This is a genomic window from Sphingomonas quercus, from assembly GCF_018863195.1.
Taxonomy (GTDB): Bacteria; Pseudomonadota; Alphaproteobacteria; order Sphingomonadales; family Sphingomonadaceae; genus Solisphingomonas; species Solisphingomonas quercus.
This window is the reverse complement of record NZ_JAHKRT010000007.1, coordinates 74,738-101,316: the sequence shown is the minus strand read 5'-3', so window position 1 is coordinate 101,316 and position 26,579 is coordinate 74,738. Positions and strand designations below refer to the sequence as shown.

The window sequence follows — 26,579 nt, the reverse complement described above, 5'->3', positions numbered from 1 at the left end:
ACGGACGGCCTTCCGCGACAGGGCTTTCACGGACCAAAATCCGTGGGTGGGCGGGCCCAGGGCGCGATCCTTATAGACTGCGGCGGAAGACGGTCACGCGATGTTCTCACGACTTTTCAAGTTCATGTCGCAGGACATGGCAATCGATCTGGGTACTGCCAACACGCTGGTCTACGTCCGCGGGCGGGGCATCGTCCTCAACGAACCGTCGGTCGTCGCGATCGAGACGGTGGACGGCATCCGCCGCGTCCGCGCGGTCGGGGACGACGCCAAGGTGATGATGGGCAAGACGCCCGGCTCGATCGAGGCGATCCGGCCGCTGCGCGACGGCGTCATCGCCGACATCGACGTCGCCGAGGACATGATCAAATATTTCATCCGCAAGGTGCATGGCGGCCGCAAGAGCCCGCTGCGCTGGCCGGAGATCGTAATCTGCGTGCCGTCCGGCTCGACCAAGGTGGAGCGCCGCGCCATCCGCGACGCCGCCTCCAATGCTGGCGCCAGCAAGGTCTATCTGATCGAGGAGCCGATGGCGGCCGCGATCGGCGCCGACATGCCGGTCACCGAGCCGATCGGATCGATGGTCGTCGACATCGGCGGCGGCACCACCGAGGTCGCAGTGCTCTCGCTGCGCGGCCTTGCCTATACCACCTCGGTCAGGGTCGGCGGCGACAAGATGGACGAGGCGATCGCCTCCTATGTCCGTCGCACCCACAATTTACTGATCGGTGAGGCTACGGCCGAGCGGATCAAGAAGGATGTCGGCATCGCCCATCCGCCGGCCGACGGCATCGGCAAGACGATCGAGATCAAGGGCCGCGACCTCGTCAACGGCGTGCCCAAGGAGATCATCATCAACCAGGCGCAGATCGCCGAGGCGTTGAGCGAGCCGGTGGGCACGATTGTCGAAGGGGTCCGCATCGCGCTTGAAAACACCGCGCCGGAGCTCGCCGCGGACATCGTCGACCAGGGCATCGTGCTGACCGGCGGCGGCGCCCTGCTGGAAGGGTTGGACGCGGTGCTGCGCGAGGCGACGGGCCTGCCGGTCACCGTTGCCGATGATCCGCTGACCTGCGTGGCGCTCGGCACCGGGCGCGCCCTGGAAGAGGAAATCTTCCGCGGCGTGCTGCACACGGCGTAGGATCAGTCATGGCGCCGCCGTCAAACCGGCGCCCCGGCTTTTCCCGCCGCGCTCAATACGGCCTGTTCATTGGCTATGTCGTGGCCGTGGCCGGCATCGTGGTGGGGCTGGGGCTGATCCTCGTCGCCCGGTTCGATCCGCCGGGCTTCGCGCTGCTGCGCGCGGGCGTGCTGGACCTCACCGCCCCCATCTCGGCGGCGGGGCGATCGGGGGTGCGCAGCCTCGGCGACGTATTCGACGGCATCGGCGATTATCTCGACGCGGGAACCCAAAACGGGGTCCTGCGCGCCGAGCTGGTGGCGACCCGGCAACAGCTCGTCCAGGCGCAGATCGACAGCGCCGAAAATCGCCGCCTGCGCCGCCTCACCCGGCTGATCGAGCGCTCGCCCGAGCGGGTCGCCTCGACCCGCATCCTCGGCTCCACCGCCAGCGATATCCGCCGCATGGCGACGATCGGCGCCGGACGGAGCGACGGCGTGCGACCGGGGATGCCGGTGCGCTCTTCGGAAGGCGTGGTCGGCCGGGTCTATGAGGCGGGCCAGCTCGCCTCGCGGGTGATGCTGCTCACCGACGGCGGCAGCGTGGTGCCGGTGCGCCGCCTGCGCGACGGCGCTCCCGCGCTCGCTGCCGGACGCGGCGACGGGATGGTCGAGCTGCGCCCGCTCTCGGCCGGCGCCAACCCGTTCCAGCCCGGCGACATCGCGGTCACCTCGGGCATCGGCGGCGTGTTCCCGCCCAACGTGCCGGTGGCGCTCGTCACCGAGCGGCGCGAGGACGTGGCGATCGCGCGCCCCCTCGCCGACCCCGCCCGGCTCGACTTCGTCATCGTCGAGCGCCCCTTCGCCCCGCCGCCACCGGCCAACCAAGCGTCGCGGGCCGAACCGACGCTGGCGCAATGAGCGCGATGCAGCGCCTGCACGAAACGGAATTGCGCCGTATGCGGCGACGCGCCGCGGCGGTACCGGTCATCTCGACGATCATCGGCTCGGCGTTCGTGCTGCTGCCGGTGGTGGCAAGCGTGCCGCTGCTGCCACCGGTCGGTCTCCTGATGCTGCTCGGCTGGCGGCTGCTCCGTCCGGAGCTTTGGCCGGCGTGGATCGGGCTGCCGCTCGGGCTCGCCGACGATCTCCTCTCGGGCCGGCCGCTGGGCACGGCGATGGTGCTGTGGACGGCGATCCTGCTCGCCATCGACGCGGCGGAGGATCGCATGAGCTGGCGCGGCTGGTGGGAGGAATGGCTGTTCGCCGGCGTGGCCTGCGGCGTGGCGACGCTCGGCAGCTGGGCGGTGGCGCGGTTCATGGGCGGGGCGGGCGCGCTGCGCATGACGGCGCCGACGCTGGTCGCCGCGATCCTGCTGTTCCCGCTGGCGCAGCGGGTGTGCGCGAAGCTCGACGTGTGGCGGCTGCCGCAATGACCCGCAAGGTGCTGACCGAGGCCCAGCAGGGCTTCACCTTCACCCGCCGTGCACTGTTCATCGGCGGCGCGCAGATGGGCATTGGCGCGGTGCTTGCCGGCCGCATGGCGTGGCTCGCCATCGCCGAGAACGCCCATTATTCGGATCTCGCGGAGAGCAACCGTGTCCAGTCGATCCTGGTACCGCCGCGACGCGGGTGGATCGTCGACCGCTCCGGCAAGCCGATCGCCGTCAACCGCCCCGATCTGCGCGTCGATCTCATCCCCGATCGGGTGAAGGATGCGGACGCGCTGATCGCGACGCTGCGCGCCATCCTCGACCTGCCCGAGGACGAGGTGGAGCGCATCCACGAGGATCTCGCCAAGGCGGCCGGCTATCGGCCGGTGCAGGTCGCGTCCAACCTCGACTGGGATCGTTATGCCGCGGTGAACCTGCGGCTCGCCGACCTGCCCGGCGTCGCCCCGTCGCGGGGCTTTGCGCGCCATTACCCGACGGGGCCGGCGGTGGGCCATCTCGTCGGCTATGTCGGCGCGGCCTCGGCTGAGGATTACGAGCGGGAGAAGAACCCGCTGCTCATCACGCCGGGCTTTCGCATCGGCAAGGAGGGGCTGGAAAAGACGATGGACGCGACGTTGCGCGGCCGCGCCGGCGCCAAGCGCACCGAGGTGACGGCGCGCGGCCGGCTGGTGCGCGAGTTGACGATGCGCCCGGAGGTGCCCGGCAAATATCTCCATCTCACCGTCGATGCAGGCTTGCAGGATTATGCGGCGCGGCGGCTGGGCGATCAGTCCGGATCGGTGGTGGTGATCGACGTTGCCAAGGGGGACATGCTCGCCATGGCCTCCATGCCCTGTTACGACCCGAACAGCTTCTCCGCCGGCATCAGCCATTCCGAATGGAATATGCTTTCCGCCGACGATCACCTGCCGCTCGTCAACAAGACGCTGCAGGGGCTTTATCCCCCCGGCTCCACCGTCAAGCCGATGAACGCGCTCGCGCTGCTGGAGGCAGGCGTCGATCCGAACGAGACGGTGAGCTGCACCGGCGCCTATCGCGTCGGCGCCGGCACCTTCCACTGCTGGTCCCGGCGTGGCCACGGCGCGATCAACATGAGCCGCGCCATCGCGCAGAGCTGCGACATCTATTTCTACACGATGATGCGCAAGCTCGGCATCGAACGGCTCGCCGCGATGGCGCGCCGGCTCGGGCTCGGCGAGAAATACCCGCTGCCCGTCGTCTCGCAGCGCTTCGGCACCGTTCCCGACGCCGCGTGGAAGGAGCAGAAATACAAGAAGGCGTGGACGGTGGCCGATACCGTCAACACCTCGATCGGCCAGGGCTATATGCTCACCAATCCGCTACAGCTGGCGGTGATGGCGGCGCGCATCGCCTCGGGTCGCAAGATCGAGCCGCGGCTGATCCACGAGCCCAATGAGGCGGTGCCGCCGGCGATGGATGTCGACCCCGAGCATCTCGCCCTCGTCCGCGAGGCGATGAGCGCGGTGGTGAATGGCGGCGGCACCGCGGCGGTCGCGCGCCTGCAGGTGCCGGGCGTGCTGCTGGCCGGCAAGACCGGCTCGGCGCAGGTCCGCCGCATCAGCATGGCCGATCGCCTCGCCGGCCGCGCCAAGGCGCTCGGCGACAGCGGCGAGTGGCGGCTGCGCGACCACGGCCATTTCATCTGCTTCGCCCCCGCCGACACGCCTCGCTACGCGGCCGCCGTGACGCTCGAGCATGCCGGCCATGGCGCGGAAGCCGCGGCGGTGGCGCGCGACATCATGACCTATCTGTTCGACCAGCCGCGCGCGATGCGCACGCTCGAGGCCAATGAGGAGAAATGGGGCGGCGGGATCATGGCGCGGATGGCCGCCAAGTCCACGCGCTGGCGCGCCGCCCAGGCCGCCAACGCCGCCCCCACCGCGCCGACGCCGATCGGCCAGACGCCTCCCGCTCCGCCGCCCGGCCCCGCCACCGACACCGCCGCCGAAATCCCGCCCAGTCCGGACGTGCCGCGATGAGCCGCCAGACGCTGATCCCCAGCGCACTCGCGCGCCTGCCGTGGCGGATGCTGCTGCTGGTGCTGCTGATCGGCGGATTCGGGCTGGTAGTGCTTTATTCGGCGGCCGGCGGATCAATGCGGCCATGGGCGCTGTCGCAGGGGGTGAAGCTGATCGCGTTCATGTTCGGCGCGGTGATCCTGTCCCATATCGGCGAAGCGCGGCTGCGCCAGGCGGCGTTGCCGGCCTATGCCATGATCCTCGTCTCGCTGCTTGCGGTGGAGCTTCTCGGCGGCATTGCGGGCGGCAGCCAGCGCTGGCTCGACCTCGGCTTCGTCCGTCTCCAGCCCTCCGAGTTGATGAAGCCGGCGATCGTCCTCGCGGTGGCGCGCTTCTACGACATGCTGCCGTCGGGCGAGGTCAGGCGATGGAGCGCGATCTGGCCGGCGGCGCTGCTGATCGCAGTGCCGGCGTTCCTGGTCATGCTGCAGCCCGATCTCGGCACGGCGCTGATGATCACCGCGGGTGGGCTGACGGTGATGTTTCTGGCCGGGCTGCCGCTGCGGCTGTTCGTTGGCGGCGGGCTCGCGCTCGGCGCGCTGGCACCACTCGCCTATTTCTTCGTGCTGCGGGATTATCAGCGCAACCGCGTGCTGATCTTCCTCGATCCGGAGAGCGATCCGCTCGGCGCCGGCTATCACATCAGCCAGTCGAAGATCGCGATCGGCTCGGGCGGCATCTTCGGCAAGGGCTTCCTGCAAGGCACCCAGAGTCACCTCGATTATTTGCCCGAGGGGCAGACCGACTTCGTCTTCGCGACCATGGCCGAGGAATGGGGACTGATGGGCGGCCTGCTCCTGATCGTCGCCTTCATCCTGCTCTGCCAATGGGGGCTGGGTGTGTCCCGGCGGGCCAACACCCGCTTCGCGCGGCTCACCGCGGCCGGCCTTTCGACGACCATCTTCTTCTACGTGATGATCAACCTGATGATGGTGATGGGGCTGGCGCCGGTGGTCGGCATTCCGCTGCCGCTGGTCTCGTTCGGCGGGTCGGCGGTAATGACGGTGATGCTGTGCCTGGGGCTGCTGATGGCCATCGATCGCGAGGCCGACCGCGGCGGCCGCCGCTACCGCGGCTGATTTCGGCAACTTCGAAAATATGGTGGACGCACCAGGGCTCGAACCTGGGACCCGCTGATTAAGAGTCAGCTGCTCTACCAACTGAGCTATGCGTCCGTAAGCCGGATCGGCTTGGGAGGCGGCCGGTTAGCAGGGGTATGGGGGTCTGTAAAGCGCTATCCCGGAAGCCATTCGAAAAATGGCGGCCGCGCCAGTCGGCACGGCCGCCAAGGTTCGATCAGCGAGGCGTGGCAGGGCATCAGCCTCGCCAGCACTCATGTTGATTATAGAGAGGCCGGCACCACAGCGGTGACGGAATCCCGCCATTTTTTCACGATTGCGGGCGATGCGACATATTTGTCTCGCAGGCGCGCGCGGTCGGCTAGCCGATGTCCAGGTCGGTGAAGGCGAAACGTGGGATCGGCGTAGCGACGCCCAGATCGTCGAGCGCCATCGACAGATGCCCGGCGGCGGGCGATCCGATCTCATCCAGAATGCGCAACGCTTCCAGCATCAGCCGGGCCGCCTCCTCGCCGCGCCCGGCGGCGGCGGCCATCGGCCAGCCGAGATCAACATACACCATCATTCACTTTCACGTAAAAAAGGAACGCCTCCCCTTCCGACTCGGCGCACCGTGATCATCCTCGACGCAATCCGGACGCCATGAATTTCACGTGCCCGGGCACCGCCAGCGTAAGCCCGGCAACCAATCGACGCACAAGCCACCAACTCTGCCCCTGAGGGAGCAGGCGAACTGTTTGGCCGACACTGTTTGCAGCTGCATGACATATGCACATCATAGGACGTTCGCATCGAAAACCACGCGGCGATGAATCAGGATCAACGTGATCGATTGCGTCATTCAGCCAAACCCTTGCGCTGGCGAGGCTTAATGAACGCTGACGGCCGCAACCTGGCGCCTGTCGCCGCCGATTTGCGTTGGGTGAAAATGGTCGATAGGTGGGGCGCGTGGCTCCGTAGCTCAGCCGGATAGAGCGACGGTTTCCTAAACCGCAGGTCGCAGGTTCGAGTCCTGCCGGGGCCACCAGGTTTCGCTAGTTCGAGATTGCCGTGGCCGAAGAGCCGACCGATGGGGATTTGGTCGCCCCGCCCGCGAAGCTACCGGTGCCGCCAGAGGTCGAGGACGCGGTACGCACGCTGATCCGCTGGGCCGGCGACGACCCGGGCCGCGAGGGGCTGCTCGACACCCCGAGGCGCGTGGCGCGCGCCTGGAAGGAATATTGCCAGGGCTATGGCGAGGATCCCGCCCACCATCTCAGCCGCACCTTCGAGGAAGTGGGCGGCTATGACGAGGTGGTGCTGTTGAAGGACATCCCCTTCCAGTCGCATTGCGAGCACCACATGGCGCCGATCATCGGCAAGGCGGCGATCGCCTATCTGCCGCGCCACCGCGTCGTCGGCATCTCCAAGCTGGCCCGCGTGCTACACGGCTTCGCACGCCGGCTGCAGGTGCAGGAGCGGCTGACCGCCGAAGTGGCGGACTGTATCTGGGAGCATCTCCACCCCCATGGCGTCGCAGTGGTGATCGAGGCGAGCCATGCCTGCATGACGGCGCGCGGCGTACGCACGCCGGGCGTGGCGATGACGACCAGCCGGATGATGGGCGTGTTCCGCGAGGACGAGCGATCCCGGCGCGAGGTTCTGGCCCTGATGGGCTATTAGGCCGCCCGGCCAAGCTATTGCGCCGTAACGCGCGATCGTGGAAGTTCCCCCCCTCCGGAGGGGACTATGCGGGTCTTGCTGCTGGAAGATGGGCGGGATGGCGCCCGGCGCGTCGTCTCCGCTCTGGCGCAGGCCGAGCTGCACGAGGTCACCTGCGTGACGCGCGCCGGCGAGATGCTGCGCCGGATCGGCGCGGCACGTCATGACGTGCTGATCCTCGACGGCCTCGATGAAAATCTGGAGCCATTGCGTCAGTTGCGCGCCGTGGACGCGCACGTGCCGACGCTGCTGCTTTTCGAAGGCGACGAGGCGCGACGCCGCGTCGCCGGGCTGCGTGCGGGCGCGGATGACTGCATGGCCAAGCCGTTCGACGAGGAGGAACTGGTCGCACGCCTCGACGCTCTGGTGCGCCGGTCGCGGCCGGAGACCGGCGCGCAGGCCCATGTGCTGGGGGATCTGGAAGTGCGGCTTCGCGCCCGCAGTGCGCATTGGTGTGGCCGCCATATCGACCTCAGCCCCAAGGAGTTCGACATATTGCGGATCCTCATCGAGCGCGCCGGCACGATCGTTTCGCGCGAACAGATGTGGTCCGCGTGCTGGCCGGAACACAGCATCGAGCCACAGATGAACGTGATCGACGTCAACCTGTACCGCCTGCGCGGCAAGCTGGAGGTGGTGGCCGGCACCCCTCTTATCCGCACGGTGCGCCGCCAGGGGTTCACATTGCCACTGAATCCCTGAAATTACGTAATTTGTGGTTGTCGCAGGTTATTCAGATTATGCATCGCGGCGATGCAAAGTGTCCCGCCATTCAATCCGGTGAGCAGCGAGCCCGGAATCGCGGTGATCATCGGCACCCGGCCGGAAGCGATCAAGATGGCCCCGGTGATCATCGCCGCTCGCGATGCCGGCCTCCCGACCAGCCTCGTCACCACCGGCCAGCATGGCGAGATGTGCGACGATGCGCTCGCCGCCTTCGGGCTGTCAGCCGCTCATCGCCTCGCCATCCCGCGCCGCGCCGACGGGCTCGAAGCGCGCGAGGCGGCGATCGAGGCCGCCGTCGGAAGCTGGCTGGCCATCGCCCGGCCCGGCCTGGTGCTGGTTCAGGGCGACACCAGTTCGGCCTACGCAGCCGCGCTGGCCGCCCGCTCGCTCGGCATCCCGCTTGGCCATGTCGAGGCGGGGCTGCGATCCTACGACATGGATCGGCCCTTCCCGGAGGAGCGCTATCGCGTCGCCATCGATCGTATCGCGGCGCTGTTGTTCGCGCCGACGCCGGAGGCGGCCGCCAATCTGGGCGCCGACCGGGCGGTGCGCGGTCAGGTGCTGATCACCGGCAACACGGTGATCGACGCGCTGTTGACGATGCGGGCGCGCCTGCCGCCCGCCCCGCCCGATCCGCGGCGGCTGGTGCTCGTCACCTGTCATCGGCGAGAGGCGATCGGCGACGGCATCGACGGCATCTGCGCGGCGGTCGCCCGGCTCGCCGCGCGGGACGATGTGCGCATCCTGCTGCCGCTCCATCCCAATCCGGCGATCCGCGCCCCGGTCCAGGCGGCGCTCCGCGATGTGCCGCAGGTCACGCTGAGCGATCCGCTACCCTACCCCGAATGGGTCGCGGCGATGTCGGCGGCGCATCTCATCCTCAGCGACAGCGGCGGCATGCAGGAGGAGGCGCCGGCGCTCGGCGTGCCCCTCCTGGTGCTGCGCGAGGTGACGGAGCGACCGGAGGGCCTCGCCAGCGGCAGCCTCCGCCTCGTCGGCACCAACGCCGATCGCATCGTCGCGGCGGCGACGCGGCTGCTCGACGATCCCAGGGCATATGCGGCGATGGCTGTACCGCGCTTCCCGTTCGGGCGCGGGCGGGCCGCCCGGCACATCATCAAGGCCTGCCTGCACTATCTGCGCGCGCGATCACGCTGATAGAAAAGCTGCGGTTGCTTTCACGCGCCCGGACGCGCAAGGAAACCCACCCTTCAGGCTTTTGGGAAGACGAGAGATGACGGCGAACTGGACGCCGGAGACGTGGCGTGATCACGAGGCCCGGCAGCTGCCGGCCTATCCCGATGCGGCCAGGCTGGCCGCGGCGGAGAGCGAACTCAGCCATTATCCGCCGCTGGTCTTTGCCGGCGAGGCGCGCGCGCTCAAGCAGGATCTGGCCGAGGTCGCGGCCGGCAAGGCATTTCTGCTCCAGGGCGGAGATTGCGCCGAGAGCTTCGCGGAATTCCACCCCAACAACATCCGCGACACGTTCCGCGTGCTGCTCCAGATGGCGGTGGTGCTCACCTATGCCTCGAAGCTGCCGGTGGTGAAGCTGGGGCGCATGGCCGGGCAGTTCGCCAAGCCGCGCTCGGCGGACATGGAGGATGCCGACGGCCTCTCCCTGCCCAGCTATCGCGGCGACATCATCAACGACATCGCTTTCACCGAGGCCGGCCGCGCGCCCGATCCGCAGCGCATGATCCGCGCCTATAATCAGTCGGCGGCGACGCTCAATCTGCTGCGCGCCTTCGCGCAGGGCGGCTATGCCAACCTGCATCAGGTGCATCGCTGGACGCTCGATTTCATGGGCCGCAGCCCCTGGGCCGAGCGCTATCGCGAGATGGCCGACCGCATCGGCGAGGCGCTGGATTTCATGGCTGCGTGCGGCGTCGATCCGGAAACGGTGCCGCAGCTCAAGGGCACCAGCTTCTACACCAGCCACGAGGCGCTCCTGCTCCCCTATGAGCAGGCGCTGACGCGCCAGGACAGCCTGACCGGCGACTGGTATGACACGTCCGCCCATTTCCTGTGGATCGGTGATCGCACCCGCTTCGAGGGCTCGGCGCATGTCGAGTTCCTGCGCGGCCTCGGTAATCCGATCGGCGTGAAATGCGGGCCAAGCCTTGATCCGGACGTGCTGCTGCGCATGCTCGACGTGCTTGATCCGGGCCGCGAGCCCGGGCGCATCACGCTGATCACCCGGTATGGCCACGACAAGATCGAGAAGCACATGCCGGCCCTGGTCCGCGCCGTGAAGCGCGAGGGACGGACGCCGATATGGTCGTGCGATCCGATGCACGGCAACGTCGTCAAGGCATCGACCGGCTACAAGACGCGGCCGTTCGAGCGGATCCTCGCCGAGGTGCGCGGCTTCTTCGCGGTGCATCGCGCCGAGGGCACCCATGGCGGCGGCATCCACGCCGAGATGACCGGGCAGAACGTGACGGAGTGCACCGGCGGCGCGGTGGCGGTGACCGAGCAGAGCCTGGCCGACCGCTACCACACCCATTGCGACCCGCGCCTCAACGCCGGCCAGTCGCTGGAGCTGGCGTTCCTGCTCGCCGAGATGCTCAACCAGGAGCTGCGCGAACGCCACAAGGCGGCGGCGTGAACATCAACGCTTGACGGGGCGGCGCTCTCTCCATAAGGGGGCGCCTCCTCCCAGACGGCCCCTTCGTCTAGCGGTCTAGGACGTCGCCCTCTCACGGCGAAAACACGGGTTCGAGTCCCGTAGGGGTCACCAGGGATTTCAATGGCTTAGCCGATAGCACGGCGGATCAAAGCCAGAACATCCCCAATACATCCCAAATGGAAAACGGCATATGTCCGTGGACGTCGGGGGATGGTTTTTCGGACCGTCGCGATCGGCCTCGGCGGGGCTACTGAGCGGGTCCGATTCGCGGGCCGCGAATCAGTCGGCGGTCCACGACAGGTCGTTGCTCGGCAACCGGCGATGATCGTCGATAACCCGAAGCTGGTGTGGCTTTTCCCGACCCCATTTCCACAGGATGAGGTTGCGGTCGTCCGACCCGGCCCGATGCGCGAAACTCGGGACAATGATGCCGGCCATGCCCTCAGCGGCTAGACGCGCGGCAACCGCCCAACTCGGCGGCTCATGACCACGATCGGCGAGATCCTCCCATGGGCAGGCCAGCTCCTCCAGGGTGACAGCCGCCGCCCGCCGGACATCCGCCGAGCTGAGATCAAGGATATCCACGCAATGCACCGCATAGGCGCACAGCGTCATCGGCTGCGCCTTGAATGGAAAACCCTGCTGCGCCTCCAGCCAAGCCGTCTCCACCCGGAGCGACGCATAGAGCGCCGGCGTCCCACGCCGGTTGAAGCGCCCGCCATGGCGGCTCGCCCCCTCCCCCGATTCCGGATCAACGGCCCAACGCGGATGATGCGCGCGATAGACGATGCCCTCAAACGCCTCGACGGGCAGGCTCAAGCGAAGCCGCCCTCCGCGATCCGGCTAAGATAGCGCTTCACCACCTCGCCCCGCCCCGCGACGACCAGATCCTCGGCCGTGAGATCTCCAAAGGATGGTATCGGCTGCGACCTGTACCAGGCGAATGCAGCCAGCTCAGAACCCGCCCACGGGATCACGCGATTGATGATCTCGATGACGTCCCGAAGCCGCCGCTGGGTGGCGGGCGAACCGATCCGATCGCGCTTCGACACCGAATCCCGCGACAGCCCCAGGGCCAGTGCGAGCTCCCCCTTGCTGATCCTCAGTCGCCCGGAAAGCACCTCGGGTGACACCGCGCCTTCCCGGCCAGCGACATCAGTCAAGAAAGCCGACGCCATATCCGCCTCACAAATCGCCTTGCTACAGGGGCAATATATGGGGCAGAACCATGATTAGCAACGGGATGCCGTGGCCTCGCTCCTCTCCAGCTGCTTGCGCCCCAACCGGTCGTTCAGCGCTGCCTTATCCGAACCTAAAAAGCGGCCGTTCGCCTAGCTGCCCGGCCAACGGCACCTATTGGACGGAAAGTAGTCGGTAGCTTAAGTCGCGACCGCCGCCCGCCACCGTCCAGAGCGATCCACTCGCGAATAGTGGCTCGTAGTTCAGCGCATCGAAGAACGCCCTCAGCGTGTCGCCAAACCCTTTCCCCAACCTCAATCCGCCGCCATCCATCGACCTCGTTGACACCCTCGACCGATTGAGCCCATCAAGTAATGAAAGATCATCTCACCGCGCGCATCGAGCTTGCACGCGCGCCCTCCCGCGTCTACGTTTCGGATTCAAATCCGGGGAGGCGTTGCATGCTACTCAGCCTCTTCTGCGGGGCAGGCGGACTCGATGTCGGGTTCGAGGCGCGGGAATACGAAGTCGGTCTGGCGTTCGATCTGCGCAAGGACAGCATCGCCTCCTACAACCACAACCGCAAGAGCCGTCCCTCCCACGGGCACGTCGGCGACGTGTCGAAGCTCACCCTCGAAAAGCTCGACGAGCTACATGGAAGCGAATTCGCACCCGAGGGTGTGATCGGCGGGCCGCCTTGCCAGAGCTTCAGCCGCGCTAACACCGTGTACCTCGATGCGGATCCGCGACATTCGTTGCCGCTCGCCTACGCGAAGCTGCTTGGAACTCTTAACGAGCGCAACCCGGTCAAATTCTTCGTGATGGAGAATGTGACCGGGCTCCTGAGCGAGCGCCACGCTCATCGGCTCCGACGATACGAGTCGGCATTCCAGGAGGCCGGATTCACCTTGAACCGTGCGGTGCTCCTCGCCACAGACTACTCGACGTCGCAGATCCGCGAGCGCCTCTTCCTGGTTGGGTTCAACAGCGACCTCTACGGCGACGCGAAGTGGACGCCGCCGCCGAAGATACCGACTGCCGATGGCCGCCGGCCGGACGTCCGACAAGCGATTGGCCACCTACCCGACGCGACTTACTACAAGCGAGGGCTGACCTCGGACCGGATCCCGCACCATGTCAATCACTGGTGCATGAAGCCGAAGTCGGCGAAGTTCACCACTCCGGGCGCGCTCAAGCCCGGTGACGGCAGCAACCGCAGCTTCAAGACCCTCGCATGGGATAAACCTAGCCCCACGGTCGCTTACGGGCACCGCGAGGTGCACATCCATCCCAGCTGCACGCGCAGGCTGAGCGTCTACGAGGCGATGCTGCTCCAGGGGTTCCCACCGAGATACGAGCTGATCGGCAGCCTTTCCTCGCAGATCGTCCAGATCAGCGAGGCCGTGCCGCCGCCAGTCGCATCGGCGGTCGCGCTGTCGATTCGAACCCAAATAGCCGCGCTCGACTGCGCACGCGAGCCGGCGGCCGGGATGTCCGCCACAGAGGCGCGTGCTCGCGCATAGTTATGGCAAACCGGCTCGTCGCGGAGCCGTGGCGCCTTGAAACCACACCCTCGGCGCCCAAGCTGAGGTAAATGGAACCAGCTGGCAACGTCCTTTCGGCGGAGGCGCGCCGCAAAATGATGGCGGGCTTTCGATCCAAGGATACCAAGCCGGAGATGATGGTCAGGCGAGCCCTCCATCGGCTTGGCTACCGCTTCCGCCTTCACCGCAGTGATCTGCCCGGCAAGCCGGATATCGTGCTACCCCGCCACCGCACCGTTATCCTAGTTCACGGATGCTTCTGGCATCAGCACGCGGGATGCCGTGATGCGCGGATGCCACGGACTAGGCAGGAATACTGGGCGGAGAAGTTCAGGCGAAATTCTGAGCGCGACACCGCTGCGGCGGCGGCACTCGCTGCGCTCGGCTGGAACGTCGAGGTGATCTGGGAATGCGAGGCGCGGAAACCCGGGCTCAATTCCCGACTCCTGGAATTAATGCCGCAGCGCAAGCCAGATATCCTGCTTCCCCACCACGATGGTCCGGATGATGGCTTGGGCCCTGCACCAGCCCGTGTCAGGCCCCGCGATCCAAGGGATTTTTAAGCAGCTGCGTCCAGCCACCCGCGATAACCGGGGTTACCGTCGACGTCGTAGTGAGCGGCGCGCAGGAGCGCTGCCGATTCAATCGTGACTGCTTCCATTAACTGGTGGTCGCCGGCCAGTGTCGCGTCGAGATCCATCAGTCGCTCTGTCTCGTCGAGGAGTCCCATCGCGTGATTCACCTCGGCAGCGACAGGGTCAGCCCAGCGCTCGCCGACGAGCGCATACCGGTCCTGCGCCGGGGCGCGTGGCACGTCGCACCGGAAACCAAGTGACAGCATGTCCGGTCGATCCGGGCGCACGGCGTAGAAGCAGCTCGGCAGCATCCGGAGCGTGCGCCCGGGATTGGCCGCGCCGACGAACCTCAGCAGCCACTTGCCGAAACCCAGCGCGAAGAGATTCATGAACGCCTGGGGATCGAGGCTCGCTGGATCATCGAGCGCCGCCTGCAGGCCGTCCGCCTCGGCGCGGAGCAGCGCAGCCGTCCGATCGCCGAAAGCGGCGCTGGTGGCGACGTTATCGGTGACCGCCCTGATCAGCGCGGCTAGGTTGCGCGCATCGATCTGGTCTGGCGCGACGCGGGTAGTCAAGAACAGCAGCCATGGATGCATCGCGTGCTGCAGTTGCAGCTGAATCACTTCCGCAAGCGCATCGATGATGGTGTGCCCTCCGCCGTCTTGCGGGCGGAGTGCGAGATGGTCGCACAGGTCGATGTTTACCGCGTGAAACGGGCCGCCATCGCGCACCTCGGCGAATGCCAGCGACCTGGTGTTCGCGACCGTCTCGAAGCGCTCGCGCAGGATCGCCGACCCTTTATGTATGCCGGAGAGGCCGCGAACCTCGCTCTCCGCGATGTTCAGCTGCACGTCACGCGCAGAGCCGGCGCCCACCGCGTTCAGGCCGGTGAAACGCAGATCCACGCCAGCCTGCTCGCAAGCCTCGCGGAGAACCCGCACGTCCAGTAGATCCTCACCGGGCAGGCTCAGGTAGCGCATCACGCGGGCGTCTGCGGGAAAGTGGGTCTCCCGCAGCATGTCGACGAGCGAATCGTGCCACTGGTATCGCCTGATCCACTGCTTGCGCGGGCGATGCCAGGGCTTGAACGGACGCGGCGCCGGCTCCTCTGCGACCGGGCGGTGGGCGATGCGGCCGACGATGTCGGCGTCGCTGAACTCATCCATCAGGACCGCACCCCGAACACAGCGGCGATGTCGGCAAGGAGCGACTGCTGGTCATCCCAGCTCATCTCCTCGAGCAAGCCCCAGGCGGACAGCACCTTCACCAAAGCCTCGAGCTGGGCCGGCTCGACGGTGCTGTCGCGCCTGGACGCTTCGGCCTCAAGCGCATCCGCGTCGAAGACGAGTACGCCGCGATCACGGTCGGTCAGCATAGACTGGCCGCGGGCGGCCAACCGCACCTCCGGCGGCGGCTCCGAGTCCACTCCCCGGCGAGACCGCCATACCCGTTCCACCAGGGTTTCCAGGCGGGAAACGCGAGCACCTTCAGCTTTCGCGCGCTTCGCCTCGAGGAGCTCCTTGTTCAACCCCTTCAACTTGTTGGTCGTCTGGCGGACGGCGAAATGGACCCACTTCTGCAGATACTGGTAGTGGGGATGGCTGAAGTTGAAGGATTCGCGGTCGATATTGAGCGCAGCGTCGAGGCCCTCGGTGATGAAGACCTCAGACATCAGCTGGCGCAGCCGCGTCAGCTCGGAGACCTGGTAGCTCAGAAAGGACGGGTCGAAGAGAACACCGCTCGCATTGTTCACGCGGACGAGACAGCCGTTGTTCTCCTTTGGCGTGATCTTCTGGTTCCAGTACAGATACGCCTCGAAGGACAGCGCACCCCCGCCGATCTCTGGCGGCACGGCCCCAAGCCCCGATGTTACCTTGCCGAAGAACATCAGAGGCCGCCCGATATCGCTGGTGCCGTGAAGCTGGCTGTCGAAGGAAACCGGGCGGAGCAGCTCGACATCGTCGAGCAGGACGCGGAACGGCCCGACCGGATCGACCGAACTGGTGAGCCCGAGATGCGCGCCGATCGTCTCGCCGTCCGAAAGCTCGACCGCCTCCGCGGTCCTGCTCGTCAGTCGGTAGAAGCCGATGCCGTCGTCCGCGGTCAGCTCGAACGGATGCTTGTCGATGTAAGGCACCGGCACGGCCAAGCTGAGCAGCCAGATCATCCCGAGATAGCCGTCTAGCGATTCCTGGACATTCGGGGTGGCCTTGCGGGTGCGAACCTCCTGGCGGACTGCATTGTAGAGCTTGCGGAACCTGTCCTTCGGACTGTCGGACGCCAGCCAAGGCAGCTTTGGCCGCTCGAGGAAGATGTCGGCGTCGTCGGCGGCCACGCGGCCGATGTGGTAGCTGGGCGGGCTCGGGGGCAATCCCTCGATGTCGCCGGCCTCGGCGCGATCCAGCTCGGACCACCGGTCCAGGCTCTGCAGCAGCTCGCGCGCCTGCTGGGTCAGCTCCAGCAGGATGATCTCGGTCCCCTGCGTGTCGACGTCAGCGGCCGGCTCGCTGGTGATCTTCACCGTGCCGGTCTCAAACACATCGCCCTCGGACGCGGCGGCGAGCATCTCCTCGGTGTGCGTCTTCATCACGATCACGGCGGACGTACGGAACGCATCGCCGCGCCGCTTCGTGATCACCTGGAAGTGCTTTGTCAGCTGCGAGACCGAGAAGAGCCCGATGCCGATCTTGCCGATCAGCCTGCGACCTCCGACCGATAGCGTCGGATCGTCTTCGCTGACGGTTCCGAGCCGCTTCCCCTTCGCCGTACGCTTCGAGCTACCGCCGATGTGCGTCACCAGGTCGGCCAGGGATTCGGGCGACATCCCGCGGCCGTTGTCGCGCACAACGACGCGATCGAAACGCGGCGCGTCGGTCTGGAGGATGACCTCGGTCGCGTCCGCGTCGTAGGCGTTCGAGATGAGCTCGCGGAAGGCGGACGAAGGCCGCCGATAGATGCCATCGGTGACACGCGCGAGGACGCGATCGTCGACACGAAGCGTCGCGTGAACGACATCTCCGCTCACGCGCGCCCGGTGTATCTCGTTGGCGAGCTTCTCAGCAGCTTGATCGTTCATGGCTAACCCCTCATCCGAACGACCATGCGCGGCGCGCCACCCGGATGCAATTGCCGGACATCGTTCACCGGCCATGCCTTCCGGCTTGTTGCCGCCCCCCTCGCCCTCTTCACTGTGGACTGATGAGATGTGCGGTACAGCGTGATCGATGGGCCGCATGTCGCCGACCGCTCGATTCCCTCTGCGCTGGGCGGCGCCGAGGCGCCGCTCGCAGCATCTGCGGTCGCCTCCTCGATTTCGCTCGCGGCGCTCGCAGTCTGCTTCGGACCCTGCCCATCCACGGCCAATTGCTCTTCCGCTGACTGCTCTTGCGGCGGATTCTCGGGCCCTGGCCGCCGATCGGACAAAGGATCGGAAGGAGCCGGAAGCGGCTCCTTGGACTGCGGCGATAATCCAAAGATGCGGCGAAGGAGAGCGGCAACCCGCCTGAGCAGTGCTACCATCGCCATTCACCGCGCGCACCGTCAGTCGTCGGCGACCACGGGGTCGTCGCATCCGCAATTCGACCGACAATCCCCCGCCTAAACAATAACAGCGCCCCCCAGTCCGATGCTACGCTAGCGACCGTAGGCTAAGAAGCAAAGAATATTGTAAGTTTGAAAGCATGCGGAGCGCCGCAAGCGGTTTTGTTCGCCGGAGGGGCGGAAGTGACAGAATCCGGGCCCACCGTATTGAAAGCCCACTGGATCGAACCGGATTGAGCCTGAATAGAAGGTCCAAATCGGTTGTGATTCTCCGAATCCTGGTCGTGGCACCGCCGAGAAACTTGAGATCTCAACAGACCTACTGGTCCGTCAACGATTATCGCGAGCGGAAGCGAGCGTGAGATGTGATCCCCTGCCTCGCAAATGACAGTATTCCGTCGCGATCTTCTAAAAGTCACCTATCAACTATCAGCCAATACACGCCGCCCCCACCCCTCACCGCCTTCTCGCCGCCACGAAGCGGTGGAGGCTTGCCACCACGACGAGGGTGGCGCGGCCGACTTTTATGGTTTCGATCTCGCCGTCTTTCATCATCAGGTAGAATTGCGAGCGGCTGAGGCCGAGCATTCGCAGCGCGGTCGGGATCCTCACCGTGATGGCTTCGGGTTCGGCGGGGTGTTGGGGCTTTTCGTGTGGCGTCATGATTGTCCTCCGCCCTGTCGGCGCGGGGCTGGCGGGGTGCGCTTGGGGCGCCCTTCCCTGCCCTCTTGATCGGAGAGCAGGGGGGCGTTGGTGGGGTGTGGGGCACCGCCTCGGGGTTCGGGGGCGGGCGGGTGGTGGCAAAGAAGGACGTTCATTGTGCGCCCTCCCCGCCCAACAGGCCGCGTTGGGCCAGGATCCTTCGGGCCTCGGCCATGCCTTGTTCGAGGGCGCGGGGCGATTGTTGGCCGACCGCGGTGGCGACGATCGAGAGGATCTGGATCGCGGTGGCGAGGATCTCGTCGTGGGACGAGAAGACGTAGCGGCCGCGATCGTCCATCGCCTGTTCGAGCACCGCGCGCACGAAGGCCGAGAAGGACAGGTTCGCGCCAGAGGCACGGCGGGCCAGCCGCGCGTGGAGCGCGTCGTCAACGCGAACAACAATCGTAACCATGCCGTAAGGACTCCCAATCCGGGACCCTCACGGAGTGTCATGAAGCACAATACAGTTACGCCCTAGAAATGATATTTTCAAGGGTGCGTTGGAGCGTGGGAAGGCGACCGGATCGGGTCGACGGCCCCCTCCCCGTTGCCCGATCACCGCCAGCCGGTCCCCCTCACATCGGGTCACGGGGACACGCCCCGGAAATCGGGTCGCATTACAAGTATTACAAATAACCTCCTTATATTTCAGGATGATACCTGTGGCTTATGAGACGCCGTATATGCTGTAATACAGGATTGCGGGCCGGTGTCGCACGCGTATTACATGCGCATCTCATTGATCTAGCGCGATATTTTCGCCGCAGCACCCGTGCGTAGGGTCCATTGCACATTACGCCCGCAGGGTGTGCGTCCCGAACGCCTGCATCCGCCTTGCGGATGCGCCGAGTTGGCCGCCGTGTCGGGGGCAAATTGCTGGCGGCGCGGCGCGTTCCCCGGACGTTTGTTCCCGGCGAGAGGGTGGCGCGGAGCATCCGCATGGCGGAGCGACGCCCTCTCGCCGGCGTTCGGGCTAGGAGGGGCGCGGGTGGGCTCGACGCCCTTGCCGGCGCGGTCTCGAATTCAATCTTGCGCACTACTCAATTTAATTTCTCATCATCCGTAACTCATTAATGCCTCTCTGTTCATATAATGAAGTGAGTTGGTTGGCCCTTGTGGGGGGTCGGGTCTGGCGTGGGTGCATGTCGGGCCATTGGAACAGAGCGGTTTTTGAGCCCCGCCAGTGTCGTCCGTGCCGTTGGGCCGGGGGCTGGTGGTGGGAGGCGCGCGCCCCGCGCGCGCCATCATGCGAACAGGGAGGACGTCGCGTTGTCATACCAGAGCACCCATCAGCATGCCGGCCAGCTTGCCGCGCCTTCCGTGCGGCGGCGCGCGCTGGTTTCGACCGCGCTTGCCTCCACGCTGGCGCTGGGGCTGATCGCCTTGCCGCAGGCGGCATGGGCGCAAACCGCCGAGAGCGGGAGCGCGGGCACCTGGAGCGCACTCGGATTTGGCATCCCGGGTGGTGCGAACAACGCCTCGGGCACTGGCGTTAACGGTGTTGCCAGCTCCTCCAGTGGCGGCGGAGGCAGTGCCGGCATCGGCGGCGGCGGCGGCGGCGGCGGCGGCGGCGATGGCGGCAGCGGAGGTACGGGCGGTAGCGGCGATGGCGTCGGCATACTCAACCTATTCCCCCTCTCCAATACCGGCACGATCACCGGCGGAGGGGGTGGCTCCACCAGCGGCCATGGTGGCGGTGGCGGCGCCGGCATCGGCGGCGGCGGCGGCGGTGGCGGCGTCAGCGACAATACGACCGACGTGGGCGGTGCCGGCGGCAATCTCATCGGTGACGTGACGATCGACAATGCAGGAAGCATCACGGGCGGCGCGGGCGGCTCGATGGCGGACGGGGGCGACGGCATCGGCTCCGGCGGCAAGGGAACGACACCCTCTGACGGCGCGGCCGGCGGCAACGGTGGCATGATCACCGGAAGCATCACCATCACCAATTCGGGAACCATACAGGGCGGCAATGGTGGTGGCACACCCACTGGCACCCCTCTATATGGCGGCACGGGCGGCGCGGGCGTGCGTGGCGCGAATGTGACGATCATCAATTCCGGCACGATCGCGGGTGGCATGGGCGCGACTGGCCAAGCCGCCGCCATCACCTTCACCGGCGGCGAGAATAGCCTGGAGTTGCGGTCCGGCTCCATCATCAAAGGCGGGGTGTCGGCAGGCGGGAGCGCCGACACGCTGATCCTCGGCGGCACGGGATACGGCTTCATCGACAACATCTCCACCTTCGTAGGCTTCGAGAAGTTCGAGAAAAATAGCGACAGCTACTGGACGTTTACCGGCACCATAGCCAGCGCCACGCCATGGATCGTCAATGGCGGCACGCTGGCCGTGAACGCCACGCTCGACAACGCCGGGTCCTCCGTCACCGTCAACAGCGGGGGCACGCTGACGGGCAAAGGGAAAATCGGCAACGGCAGCGGCGGCCTTGTCACCGTGAACAGCGGCGGCACGCTGGCGGGTGTGGAGGGCGACACGCTCAGCATGTACAGCCTGACGCTGGCCGACGGCGCGATCATCTCGGCAACCCTCAACCAGCCCGGCACGACAGGCGCGCCGAGCGGGGCGCTGTTCCAGGTGGCGGGCGATCTCTCCCTGAACGGCACGGCGACGGTGAAGGTGACGGGCAGCACCGACTTCGGCTACGGCAACGGGCTTTACGGGCTGATCGCCTATGGCGGCGCCCTCTCCGGGGACGGCAAGCTGACGGCGGTGGAGGTCGGCGGATCGGGCGACCACATGCTTGCGATCGACACGCAGACCGCTGGCCAGTTCAACCTGCTGGTGATGGATGGGGTGCCAGCGACCGGGCCGTTCATCTTCTGGAAGCCGGGCGCCACGCTCGGCGGCGCGGGGACGTGGACGCCGAACGGCACGTTGTGGGGCAATGTCGACGGCAAGGGCGCGTCCACGTTCGACGGCGGTACCGACAATCCGGCGATCTTCGCGGGGACGACGGGCGGCACGGTGACGGTGTCGAATGGCGGGCAAGACATCGCGCTTCCCGGCGGCGGCCTGCAATTCGCGACGACCGGCTACACCATCACCGGCGATCCGCTGTCGCTGACCAATCAGCAGACGAAGATCTGGGTGGGCAATGGCACGGACGCCAGCGCGGGCATGACGGCGACGATCGCCTCCAAGCTGGTCAATGGGGAGGTGGGTGACAGCGAGATTGACGGCGGCATCAACAAGGTGGACGTCGGCAAGCTGATCCTGACCGGGACGAACTTCTACACGGGCGCGACCACGATCAGCGGCGGCACGCTGGCGCTGTCGGGCAGCGGCAGCATCGCCGAGAGCAGCGGCGTGACGGTGAAGGCGGAGACGGTTTTCGACATCAGCGGCACCAACAGCGGGGCCAGCATCAAATCGCTGGCCGGCGCGGGCATTGTCGCGCTGGGCGGCAAGACGCTGACGATAACCGATGCCGGCGGCGATTTCGCGGGCGCGCTCTCCGGGACCGGCGGCGTGACGCTGACCGGCGGCATGCAGACCCTCACCGGCACGAACAGCTATACCGGCGCGACGACGATCAGCGGCGGCAGTTGGCTCAACCTTTCCGGCGCGGGCAGCATCGCCCAGTCCAGCGGCGTGACGGCCAATGGTGGGCTTGATATTTCCGGCACGACCGGCGGCGCGACGATCGGCGGCCTTTCCGGCACCGGCGCGGTGGTCCTCGACGACAAGACGCTGACGGTCGATAGCGACGGCAACTGGACTTTTGACGGCTACATGACCGGCAACGGAGGCGGCCTGACCAAAAGCGGCGCCGGCACGCTGACGCTTACCGACATGAACACCTATACCGGCCCGACCATCATCTATGGCGGCACGCTGGCGCTGGGCGCGACCGGCAAGACCGGCACGATCGAGGACAGCAGCGGCGTCGAGCTGGCGGCCGCCGGCACCACCCTGTTGCTGGATTCGGAGATGACGAAGGTCAACATCAAGTCGCTGTCCGGTGTCGCGGGCAGCGTCGTGGATGTCGGCGTGCACAACCTGACGATCACCAACGCCAATGGCGAGTTCGCGGGCGACATCAAAGGCGCCGCCCTCGACATCGGCAGCGGCCTCTACATATTCGGCGGGCTGACGCTGGCCGGCGGCACGCTGACGCTGTCCGGCGCCAACACCTATGCCCGCACCACCGCTGTGACCGGCGGCACGCTGCTGGTGAACGGCTCGATCAACGGGATCGAGGTCAATGGGGAGATGGAAAGCGGGGATGTGGATGTCTACGGCGGCGCCACGCTTGGCGGCAGCGGCTCGGTCGCCGGCGATGTCGACGTGGATGTTGGCGGCGCGATCAAGGGCGCGACGGGCCAGACGCTCGCCATCGGCGGCTACCTCAGCCTCAACGGCGCGACCGTGAACGTCGCGCTCGGCGCGCCGTCCGAAACGGCGTTGTTCGACGTCGCCGGCGATGTGTACGTGTATGGCGACACGAAAATTGCCGTCACCGCCGGGCAGAGCTTCGGCGCGGGGCTTTACCGGCTGGTCGACTATGACGGCGCGTTCGCCCCCAAGAAGGGCGGCACGCTGACGGCGGACACGCTCGCGGGCTATGATCTCGGCATCCAGACCTCGATCGAAGGCCAGATCAACCTCACCGTCGCGAAAGCCTCGGGCGGATCGAGCGGCGGTGGCGGCACGTCGCCGACCCCGCCCGCCGGCCCGTTCAACTTCTGGAACCCGGTGCCGGGCGAGGCCGGCACGATCACCGGCGGCGCGGGCGTGTGGACCAGCGCGACCCTGTGGAGCAACGCCGGGGGCACGGCCACCGCGGCGCTCGACGCCTCCACCGCGCCGGCGATCTTCGCCGCCGCGCCGGGCGTGGTGCGGGTGGAGGGCGCGGCCCCCGTCCCCGCCACCGGCCTGCAATTCGCGGTCCATGGCTATGAAGTGACCGGCGACGCGCTGGTGCTGACCGACGCCCAAACCCCGATTCGCGTCGGCGACGGCACGGCGGCAGGCGCTGCCTATGTCGCGACCCTCTCGGCGCCGATCACGGGCACGGGCGGGCTCGTCAAGACCGACCTCGGCACGCTGATCCTCTCCGGCGCCAATGACTATACCGGCGGCACGACGATCGCGGGCGGCATCCTTGAAGTGACGGGCGACGCCAGCCTGGGCGCCGCGGGCGAGGACGTGATCCTCGACGGCGGCCGGCTGGTGGTGCCCGACGGCTTCACGACGACGCGGGCGATCAACTCCATCGGCGGCGGCACGTTCGATGTCGCGGGCGGCGAGACGCTCGGCGTGGACAGCGGGCTCGGCGGTGGCGGCCTGTTCGTCAAGACCGGCGGCGGCCTGCTCGCCTATGATGGCGACGGATCGGGCTTTGATGGCCTGTTGCGGGTGGACGATGGCAAGCTGGTGGTCGGCTCCTCCTCCGGGCGGAAAGGCGCGCGGGTCGGCGGATCGTTCGAGGTGGCACGCGGCGGCACGCTCGGCGGCCATGGCACGATCGGCTCCGGCAAGGGCTCGCTGGTGACGATCGCGGCCGGCGGCACGCTGGCGCCGGGCAACTCGATCGGCACGCTGACGGTGGACGGCGACCTGTCTTTCGACGCGGGATCGGTGCTGGAGGTGGAAGTCGATCCGGCGGGTGTGGCGAGCGATCTCGTCCATGTCACCGGCACGGCGGCGCTGGCTGGATCGGTGCGCCATATCGGCGAGAACGGGGCCTATGGGCTGGGCGCGACCTACACCATCCTGACGGCGGATGGCGGGGTGTCGGGCAGGTTCGCGGGCGTGGCCTCGAACTATGCCTTCCTGACGCCGACGCTCGGCTATGACGCGAACAATGTGACGTTGACGCTGGCGCGCAACGCGGTGGCGTTCGCCGCGGCGGCGGATACGCGCAACCAGCGGGCGGCGGCGGGCGCGCTCGACAGCATCGGGTTCGCGGCGGGGCATCCGGTGTATGACGCGGTGGCGTTGCTGGCCGATGACGCGCGGGTGATCCGGGGCGCCTATGATGCGCTCTCGGGCGAGGTGCATGCGTCGGCCAGGACGGCGTTGATCGAGGACAGCCGGTTCGTGCGGGATGCGGCGGTGGAGCGGCTGCGCGCGGGCGACGGGCGGGCGATCTGGGGCCGGGCGTTCGGGGCCTGGGCCCGGACGGCGAGCGACGGCAACGCCGCGCGGCTGACACATTCCACTGGCGGGCTGTTGCTCGGCGCGGATACGGACGTTGGCGGCGCACGAGTGGGCGTGGTCGGCGGCTATGGCCGGACCAGCTTCACCGTGGCGGGCCGCGCCTCATCGGGCGATGCGGACAGCTACCATCTCGGCGCCTATGCCGGCGGTGAATGGGGCGGCTTCGCGCTGCGCGGCGGGCTGGCCCATGCATGGCAGAAGCTCGACACCAAGCGGGCGGTGGCGTTCCCCGGCCTGAACGAGACGCCGCGGGCGGATTACAAGGCCGGCACGACGCAGGTGTTCGGAGACGTGGGCTACAAGCTCGGCGCGTTCGAGCCGTTCGCGAGCCTCGCTTATGTGTCGCTGCGGACGAAAGGCTTCACCGAACAGGGCGGCGCGGCGGCGGTGAAGGCCGGCAGCCAGACCACCGACGCGACCTTCTCCACGCTGGGCCTGCGCGCGGCGGGCGGCTTCGACCTGGGCGGGATGCAGGCGACGGCGCGCGGCGCGCTCGGCTGGCGCCATGCTTTCGGGGAGGTGGTGCCGGTGTCGGTCCAGTCCTTCACCGCGGGCGATGCGTTCACCGTGGCGGGCGTGCCGATCACCCGGAACGCCGCCACGGTCGAAGCCGGCCTCGACTTCGCCCTGAGCCCCAGCGCCACGCTGGGCCTGTCCTATCAGGGCCAGATGGCGAGCGGCGCCAGCCAGCATAGCGGCCGTGTCGGGCTAGCCGTGCGGTTCTGAGGGATATCGTTGAGGGGATAAAGTGCCGTGGCTCCCGCTCAAACCGATCGGGGCCACGGCAGATATGCGCCCTAATTCAAGTCGTTCGAGGTGCGAGCGGCTCCGCCCTAAAGCGGTCATTTATTCAGGTGAGCGGAATGGTCCGCTATGGAGTGGGAAGCGTAATTTTCGCCGCTGCGGCCACGCGAACTTACTCATCATGCTCTATTCCGAGCCGGAAACTCCGGCCCACGACTATGGCGGCAGGATCGCCCGGTCAAGCACCGGGCTCGAGGACCCCGCCGACCTGGTTGCCATCTGGAGGCGGCGTTGCGAGCGATGGCTTGAGCCGAAGAGGCGTCCGGTGCCGGCCTGCTCTCTAATCCGTCTCCTTTGCGAACAGGTTCAGTGATCGGCGGAGAGTTGCGACGAGTTCACGACGGAATTGATCTTCCTCGCTGATTGACCAAAGCACGGTCGTGCAATGGTTGGTGTCGAAATGGGTTCGAGCGCGTTCGAACTTCGTTCGTTCGCATAGATAGATCACTGGCTTGCCGAGCCCCTCCGCATAGCCCGCTTCCCAATAGGCGCCGAAGTTGTCATGGGTAAGGTCGACCAGCACGAACGCAGCATCCCTGATCTGCTCCCTCATGAGATTGTCGATGACGCCGGCGCGTGAGACGTTCCTCAGGTCGACGACGGTGTAGCCGATCGCGGACTCGACCTCCGGCTTGATCACGCGTTCGGAGAAGGCATCCAATTCCACGTCCCCGAACTTCATCGCCATGAAGCCGTATTTTCCGGCCATCTTACCGCGCTGCTCGGCCTCATACCGTTCCCATCCATCAAGCGAGAGCCCATGGAGCCTTCCGGATAGCACGCCCGGTCCGCGTGGGTTCGGGATGGTCGCGCTGCCCGCGTTGATCAGTACCTTTCTTTCAGTCAGCTCGCGGATGAGTTGATCAAACATCATTTGGTTGAAGGATCCGATCAGCGTGGCATCCCGGACTCCGTCGATGAAATATCCTTCGCCCGTGTGGCTCACATGGTCTCCCACCACTCGGATGAGATTTGCCGCCTGCAGGGCCGGGCTCGGCACGCGCGCCGTGGGCACGAACTGATCCAGCCAGAACGTCGTGACGAGCGGGCGCCCCGACGAGCGGTCGGTGATACGGACGCGGTGCGCCAGAGCGGCGCGCTCGCGCGCGTCGAGCCGGCGCGTTCCTCCAAACCAATTGACCAGGGCGGTGCGCGCCACCTCATATTCGCCGCAGGCCTCGCAGGCGAAACCGAGCGCATCTTTGCCCGACACTTGGAAGGTCGTGCACACCGCACCGGCGGCACCCTCGCATATCGCGCAGGCGTTGGCGCGGTCGCTCATCGGCTACATTTTCCTTTTCGGCT

20 protein-coding genes and 3 tRNA genes are annotated in these 26,579 nt (G+C 67.0%); 14 read left to right on the top strand and 9 right to left on the bottom strand.

The genetic code is table 11. The features are described from left to right. Positions 1-100: 100 nt before the first annotated feature. The 5 genes from KOF26_RS13480 to rodA are packed head-to-tail and all read left to right on the top strand — an operon-like array spanning position 101 to position 5,691. A complete protein-coding gene (locus tag KOF26_RS13480; protein ID WP_216325904.1) occupies positions 101-1,141 on the top strand; it encodes a rod shape-determining protein in 1,041 nt (346 codons plus the stop codon). Positions 1,142-1,149: 8 nt separating this feature from the next. Continuing rightward, complete coding sequence (mreC, locus tag KOF26_RS13475; RefSeq protein WP_216325902.1) at positions 1,150-2,040, top strand: rod shape-determining protein MreC; 891 nt, start codon at positions 1,150-1,152, stop codon at positions 2,038-2,040. A 5-nt stretch (positions 2,041-2,045) separates the two neighbouring features. Further along, on the top strand, positions 2,046-2,555 hold the full coding sequence (locus tag KOF26_RS13470; protein ID WP_216325899.1) for a rod shape-determining protein MreD: 510 nt from the start codon (positions 2,046-2,048) through the stop codon (positions 2,553-2,555). Further along, on the top strand, positions 2,552-4,573 hold the full coding sequence (mrdA, locus tag KOF26_RS13465) for a penicillin-binding protein 2 (protein ID WP_216325896.1): 2,022 nt from the start codon (positions 2,552-2,554) through the stop codon (positions 4,571-4,573). Before KOF26_RS13470 ends, mrdA begins: the two co-directional genes overlap by 4 nt. Then, complete coding sequence (gene rodA, locus KOF26_RS13460; protein ID WP_216325892.1) at positions 4,570-5,691, top strand: rod shape-determining protein RodA; 1,122 nt, start codon at positions 4,570-4,572, stop codon at positions 5,689-5,691. The genes mrdA and rodA overlap by 4 nt, the downstream gene beginning before the upstream one ends. Positions 5,692-5,711: 20 nt before the next feature. Here the strand turns inward: rodA and KOF26_RS13455 are convergent. After that, positions 5,712-5,787, bottom strand: a tRNA-Lys gene (locus KOF26_RS13455). Positions 5,788-6,052: 265 nt separating this feature from the next. After that, entirely contained in the window at positions 6,053-6,256 is a 204-nt protein-coding gene (locus tag KOF26_RS13450) for a hypothetical protein (RefSeq protein WP_216325889.1), read from the bottom strand. A gap of 385 nt (positions 6,257-6,641) precedes the next feature. On the opposite strand from KOF26_RS13450, the gene KOF26_RS13445 reads away from it, so the two are divergent. The 6 genes from KOF26_RS13445 to KOF26_RS13420 all read left to right on the top strand — a co-directional run bounded on the left by KOF26_RS13445 (position 6,642) and on the right by KOF26_RS13420 (position 10,858). Next, positions 6,642-6,718 (top strand) — tRNA-Arg (locus KOF26_RS13445). Between the two features lie 23 nt (positions 6,719-6,741). Next, the gene (gene folE, locus KOF26_RS13440) at positions 6,742-7,353 is read left to right on the top strand and encodes a GTP cyclohydrolase I FolE (protein ID WP_216325887.1); all 612 of its coding nucleotides are present in this window, start codon (positions 6,742-6,744) and stop codon (positions 7,351-7,353) included. 66 nt (positions 7,354-7,419) lie between these two features. Further along, positions 7,420-8,094 (top strand): response regulator transcription factor, encoded by a 675-nt coding sequence (locus tag KOF26_RS13435; RefSeq protein WP_216325885.1) that lies wholly within the window; start codon positions 7,420-7,422, stop codon positions 8,092-8,094. A gap of 78 nt (positions 8,095-8,172) precedes the next feature. Then, the gene (wecB, locus tag KOF26_RS13430) at positions 8,173-9,276 is read left to right on the top strand and encodes a non-hydrolyzing UDP-N-acetylglucosamine 2-epimerase (protein WP_363182251.1); all 1,104 of its coding nucleotides are present in this window, start codon (positions 8,173-8,175) and stop codon (positions 9,274-9,276) included. Between the two features lie 76 nt (positions 9,277-9,352). Then, entirely contained in the window at positions 9,353-10,726 is a 1,374-nt protein-coding gene (locus KOF26_RS13425; protein WP_216325879.1) for a class II 3-deoxy-7-phosphoheptulonate synthase, read from the top strand. 56 nt (positions 10,727-10,782) lie between these two features. After that, positions 10,783-10,858: transfer RNA gene (locus KOF26_RS13420), tRNA-Glu, on the top strand. Positions 10,859-11,026: 168 nt separating this feature from the next. On the opposite strand, the gene KOF26_RS13415 is transcribed toward KOF26_RS13420, so the two are convergent. Beyond that, positions 11,027-11,566: an RES family NAD+ phosphorylase gene (locus tag KOF26_RS13415; RefSeq protein WP_216325876.1), complete on the bottom strand. Its 540-nt coding sequence runs from the start codon at positions 11,564-11,566 to the stop codon at positions 11,027-11,029. Next, positions 11,563-11,910, bottom strand: a complete 348-nt coding sequence (locus tag KOF26_RS13410; protein WP_253201438.1) for an MbcA/ParS/Xre antitoxin family protein — start codon at positions 11,908-11,910, stop codon at positions 11,563-11,565. The genes KOF26_RS13415 and KOF26_RS13410 overlap by 4 nt, the downstream gene beginning before the upstream one ends. A gap of 477 nt (positions 11,911-12,387) precedes the next feature. On the opposite strand from KOF26_RS13410, the gene KOF26_RS13405 reads away from it, so the two are divergent. Together KOF26_RS13405 and KOF26_RS13400 are read left to right on the top strand one after the other, a co-directional pair. Then, positions 12,388-13,449, top strand: coding sequence for a DNA cytosine methyltransferase (locus KOF26_RS13405; protein WP_216325870.1), 1,062 nt, complete (start codon positions 12,388-12,390; stop codon positions 13,447-13,449). A 71-nt stretch (positions 13,450-13,520) separates the two neighbouring features. Continuing rightward, positions 13,521-14,033, top strand: a complete 513-nt coding sequence (locus tag KOF26_RS13400) for a very short patch repair endonuclease (protein ID WP_216325867.1) — start codon at positions 13,521-13,523, stop codon at positions 14,031-14,033. Here KOF26_RS13400 and KOF26_RS13395 read toward each other — a convergent pair. From KOF26_RS13395 to KOF26_RS13380, 4 genes are all read right to left on the bottom strand, one after another. Further along, a complete protein-coding gene (locus KOF26_RS13395) occupies positions 14,030-15,211 on the bottom strand; it encodes a PP_RS20740 family protein (RefSeq protein ID WP_216325865.1) in 1,182 nt (393 codons plus the stop codon). The genes KOF26_RS13400 and KOF26_RS13395 overlap by 4 nt on opposite strands. Beyond that, positions 15,211-17,121: an ATP-binding protein gene (locus KOF26_RS13390; protein WP_216325862.1), complete on the bottom strand. Its 1,911-nt coding sequence runs from the start codon at positions 17,119-17,121 to the stop codon at positions 15,211-15,213. The genes KOF26_RS13395 and KOF26_RS13390 overlap by 1 nt, the downstream gene beginning before the upstream one ends. A gap of 920 nt (positions 17,122-18,041) precedes the next feature. Beyond that, positions 18,042-18,248 (bottom strand): helix-turn-helix transcriptional regulator, encoded by a 207-nt coding sequence (locus KOF26_RS13385; RefSeq protein WP_216325861.1) that lies wholly within the window; start codon positions 18,246-18,248, stop codon positions 18,042-18,044. A 151-nt stretch (positions 18,249-18,399) separates the two neighbouring features. After that, positions 18,400-18,699: a CopG family transcriptional regulator gene (locus KOF26_RS13380; RefSeq protein WP_216325858.1), complete on the bottom strand. Its 300-nt coding sequence runs from the start codon at positions 18,697-18,699 to the stop codon at positions 18,400-18,402. 857 nt (positions 18,700-19,556) lie between these two features. On the opposite strand from KOF26_RS13380, the gene KOF26_RS13370 reads away from it, so the two are divergent. Then, positions 19,557-25,196, top strand: a complete 5,640-nt coding sequence (locus tag KOF26_RS13370; RefSeq protein ID WP_301183144.1) for an autotransporter domain-containing protein — start codon at positions 19,557-19,559, stop codon at positions 25,194-25,196. Positions 25,197-25,554: 358 nt separating this feature from the next. Here KOF26_RS13370 and KOF26_RS13365 read toward each other — a convergent pair whose 3' ends face one another. Continuing rightward, the gene (locus tag KOF26_RS13365; protein WP_216325850.1) at positions 25,555-26,556 is read right to left on the bottom strand and encodes a hypothetical protein; all 1,002 of its coding nucleotides are present in this window, start codon (positions 26,554-26,556) and stop codon (positions 25,555-25,557) included. Positions 26,557-26,579: the final 23 nt, after the last annotated feature.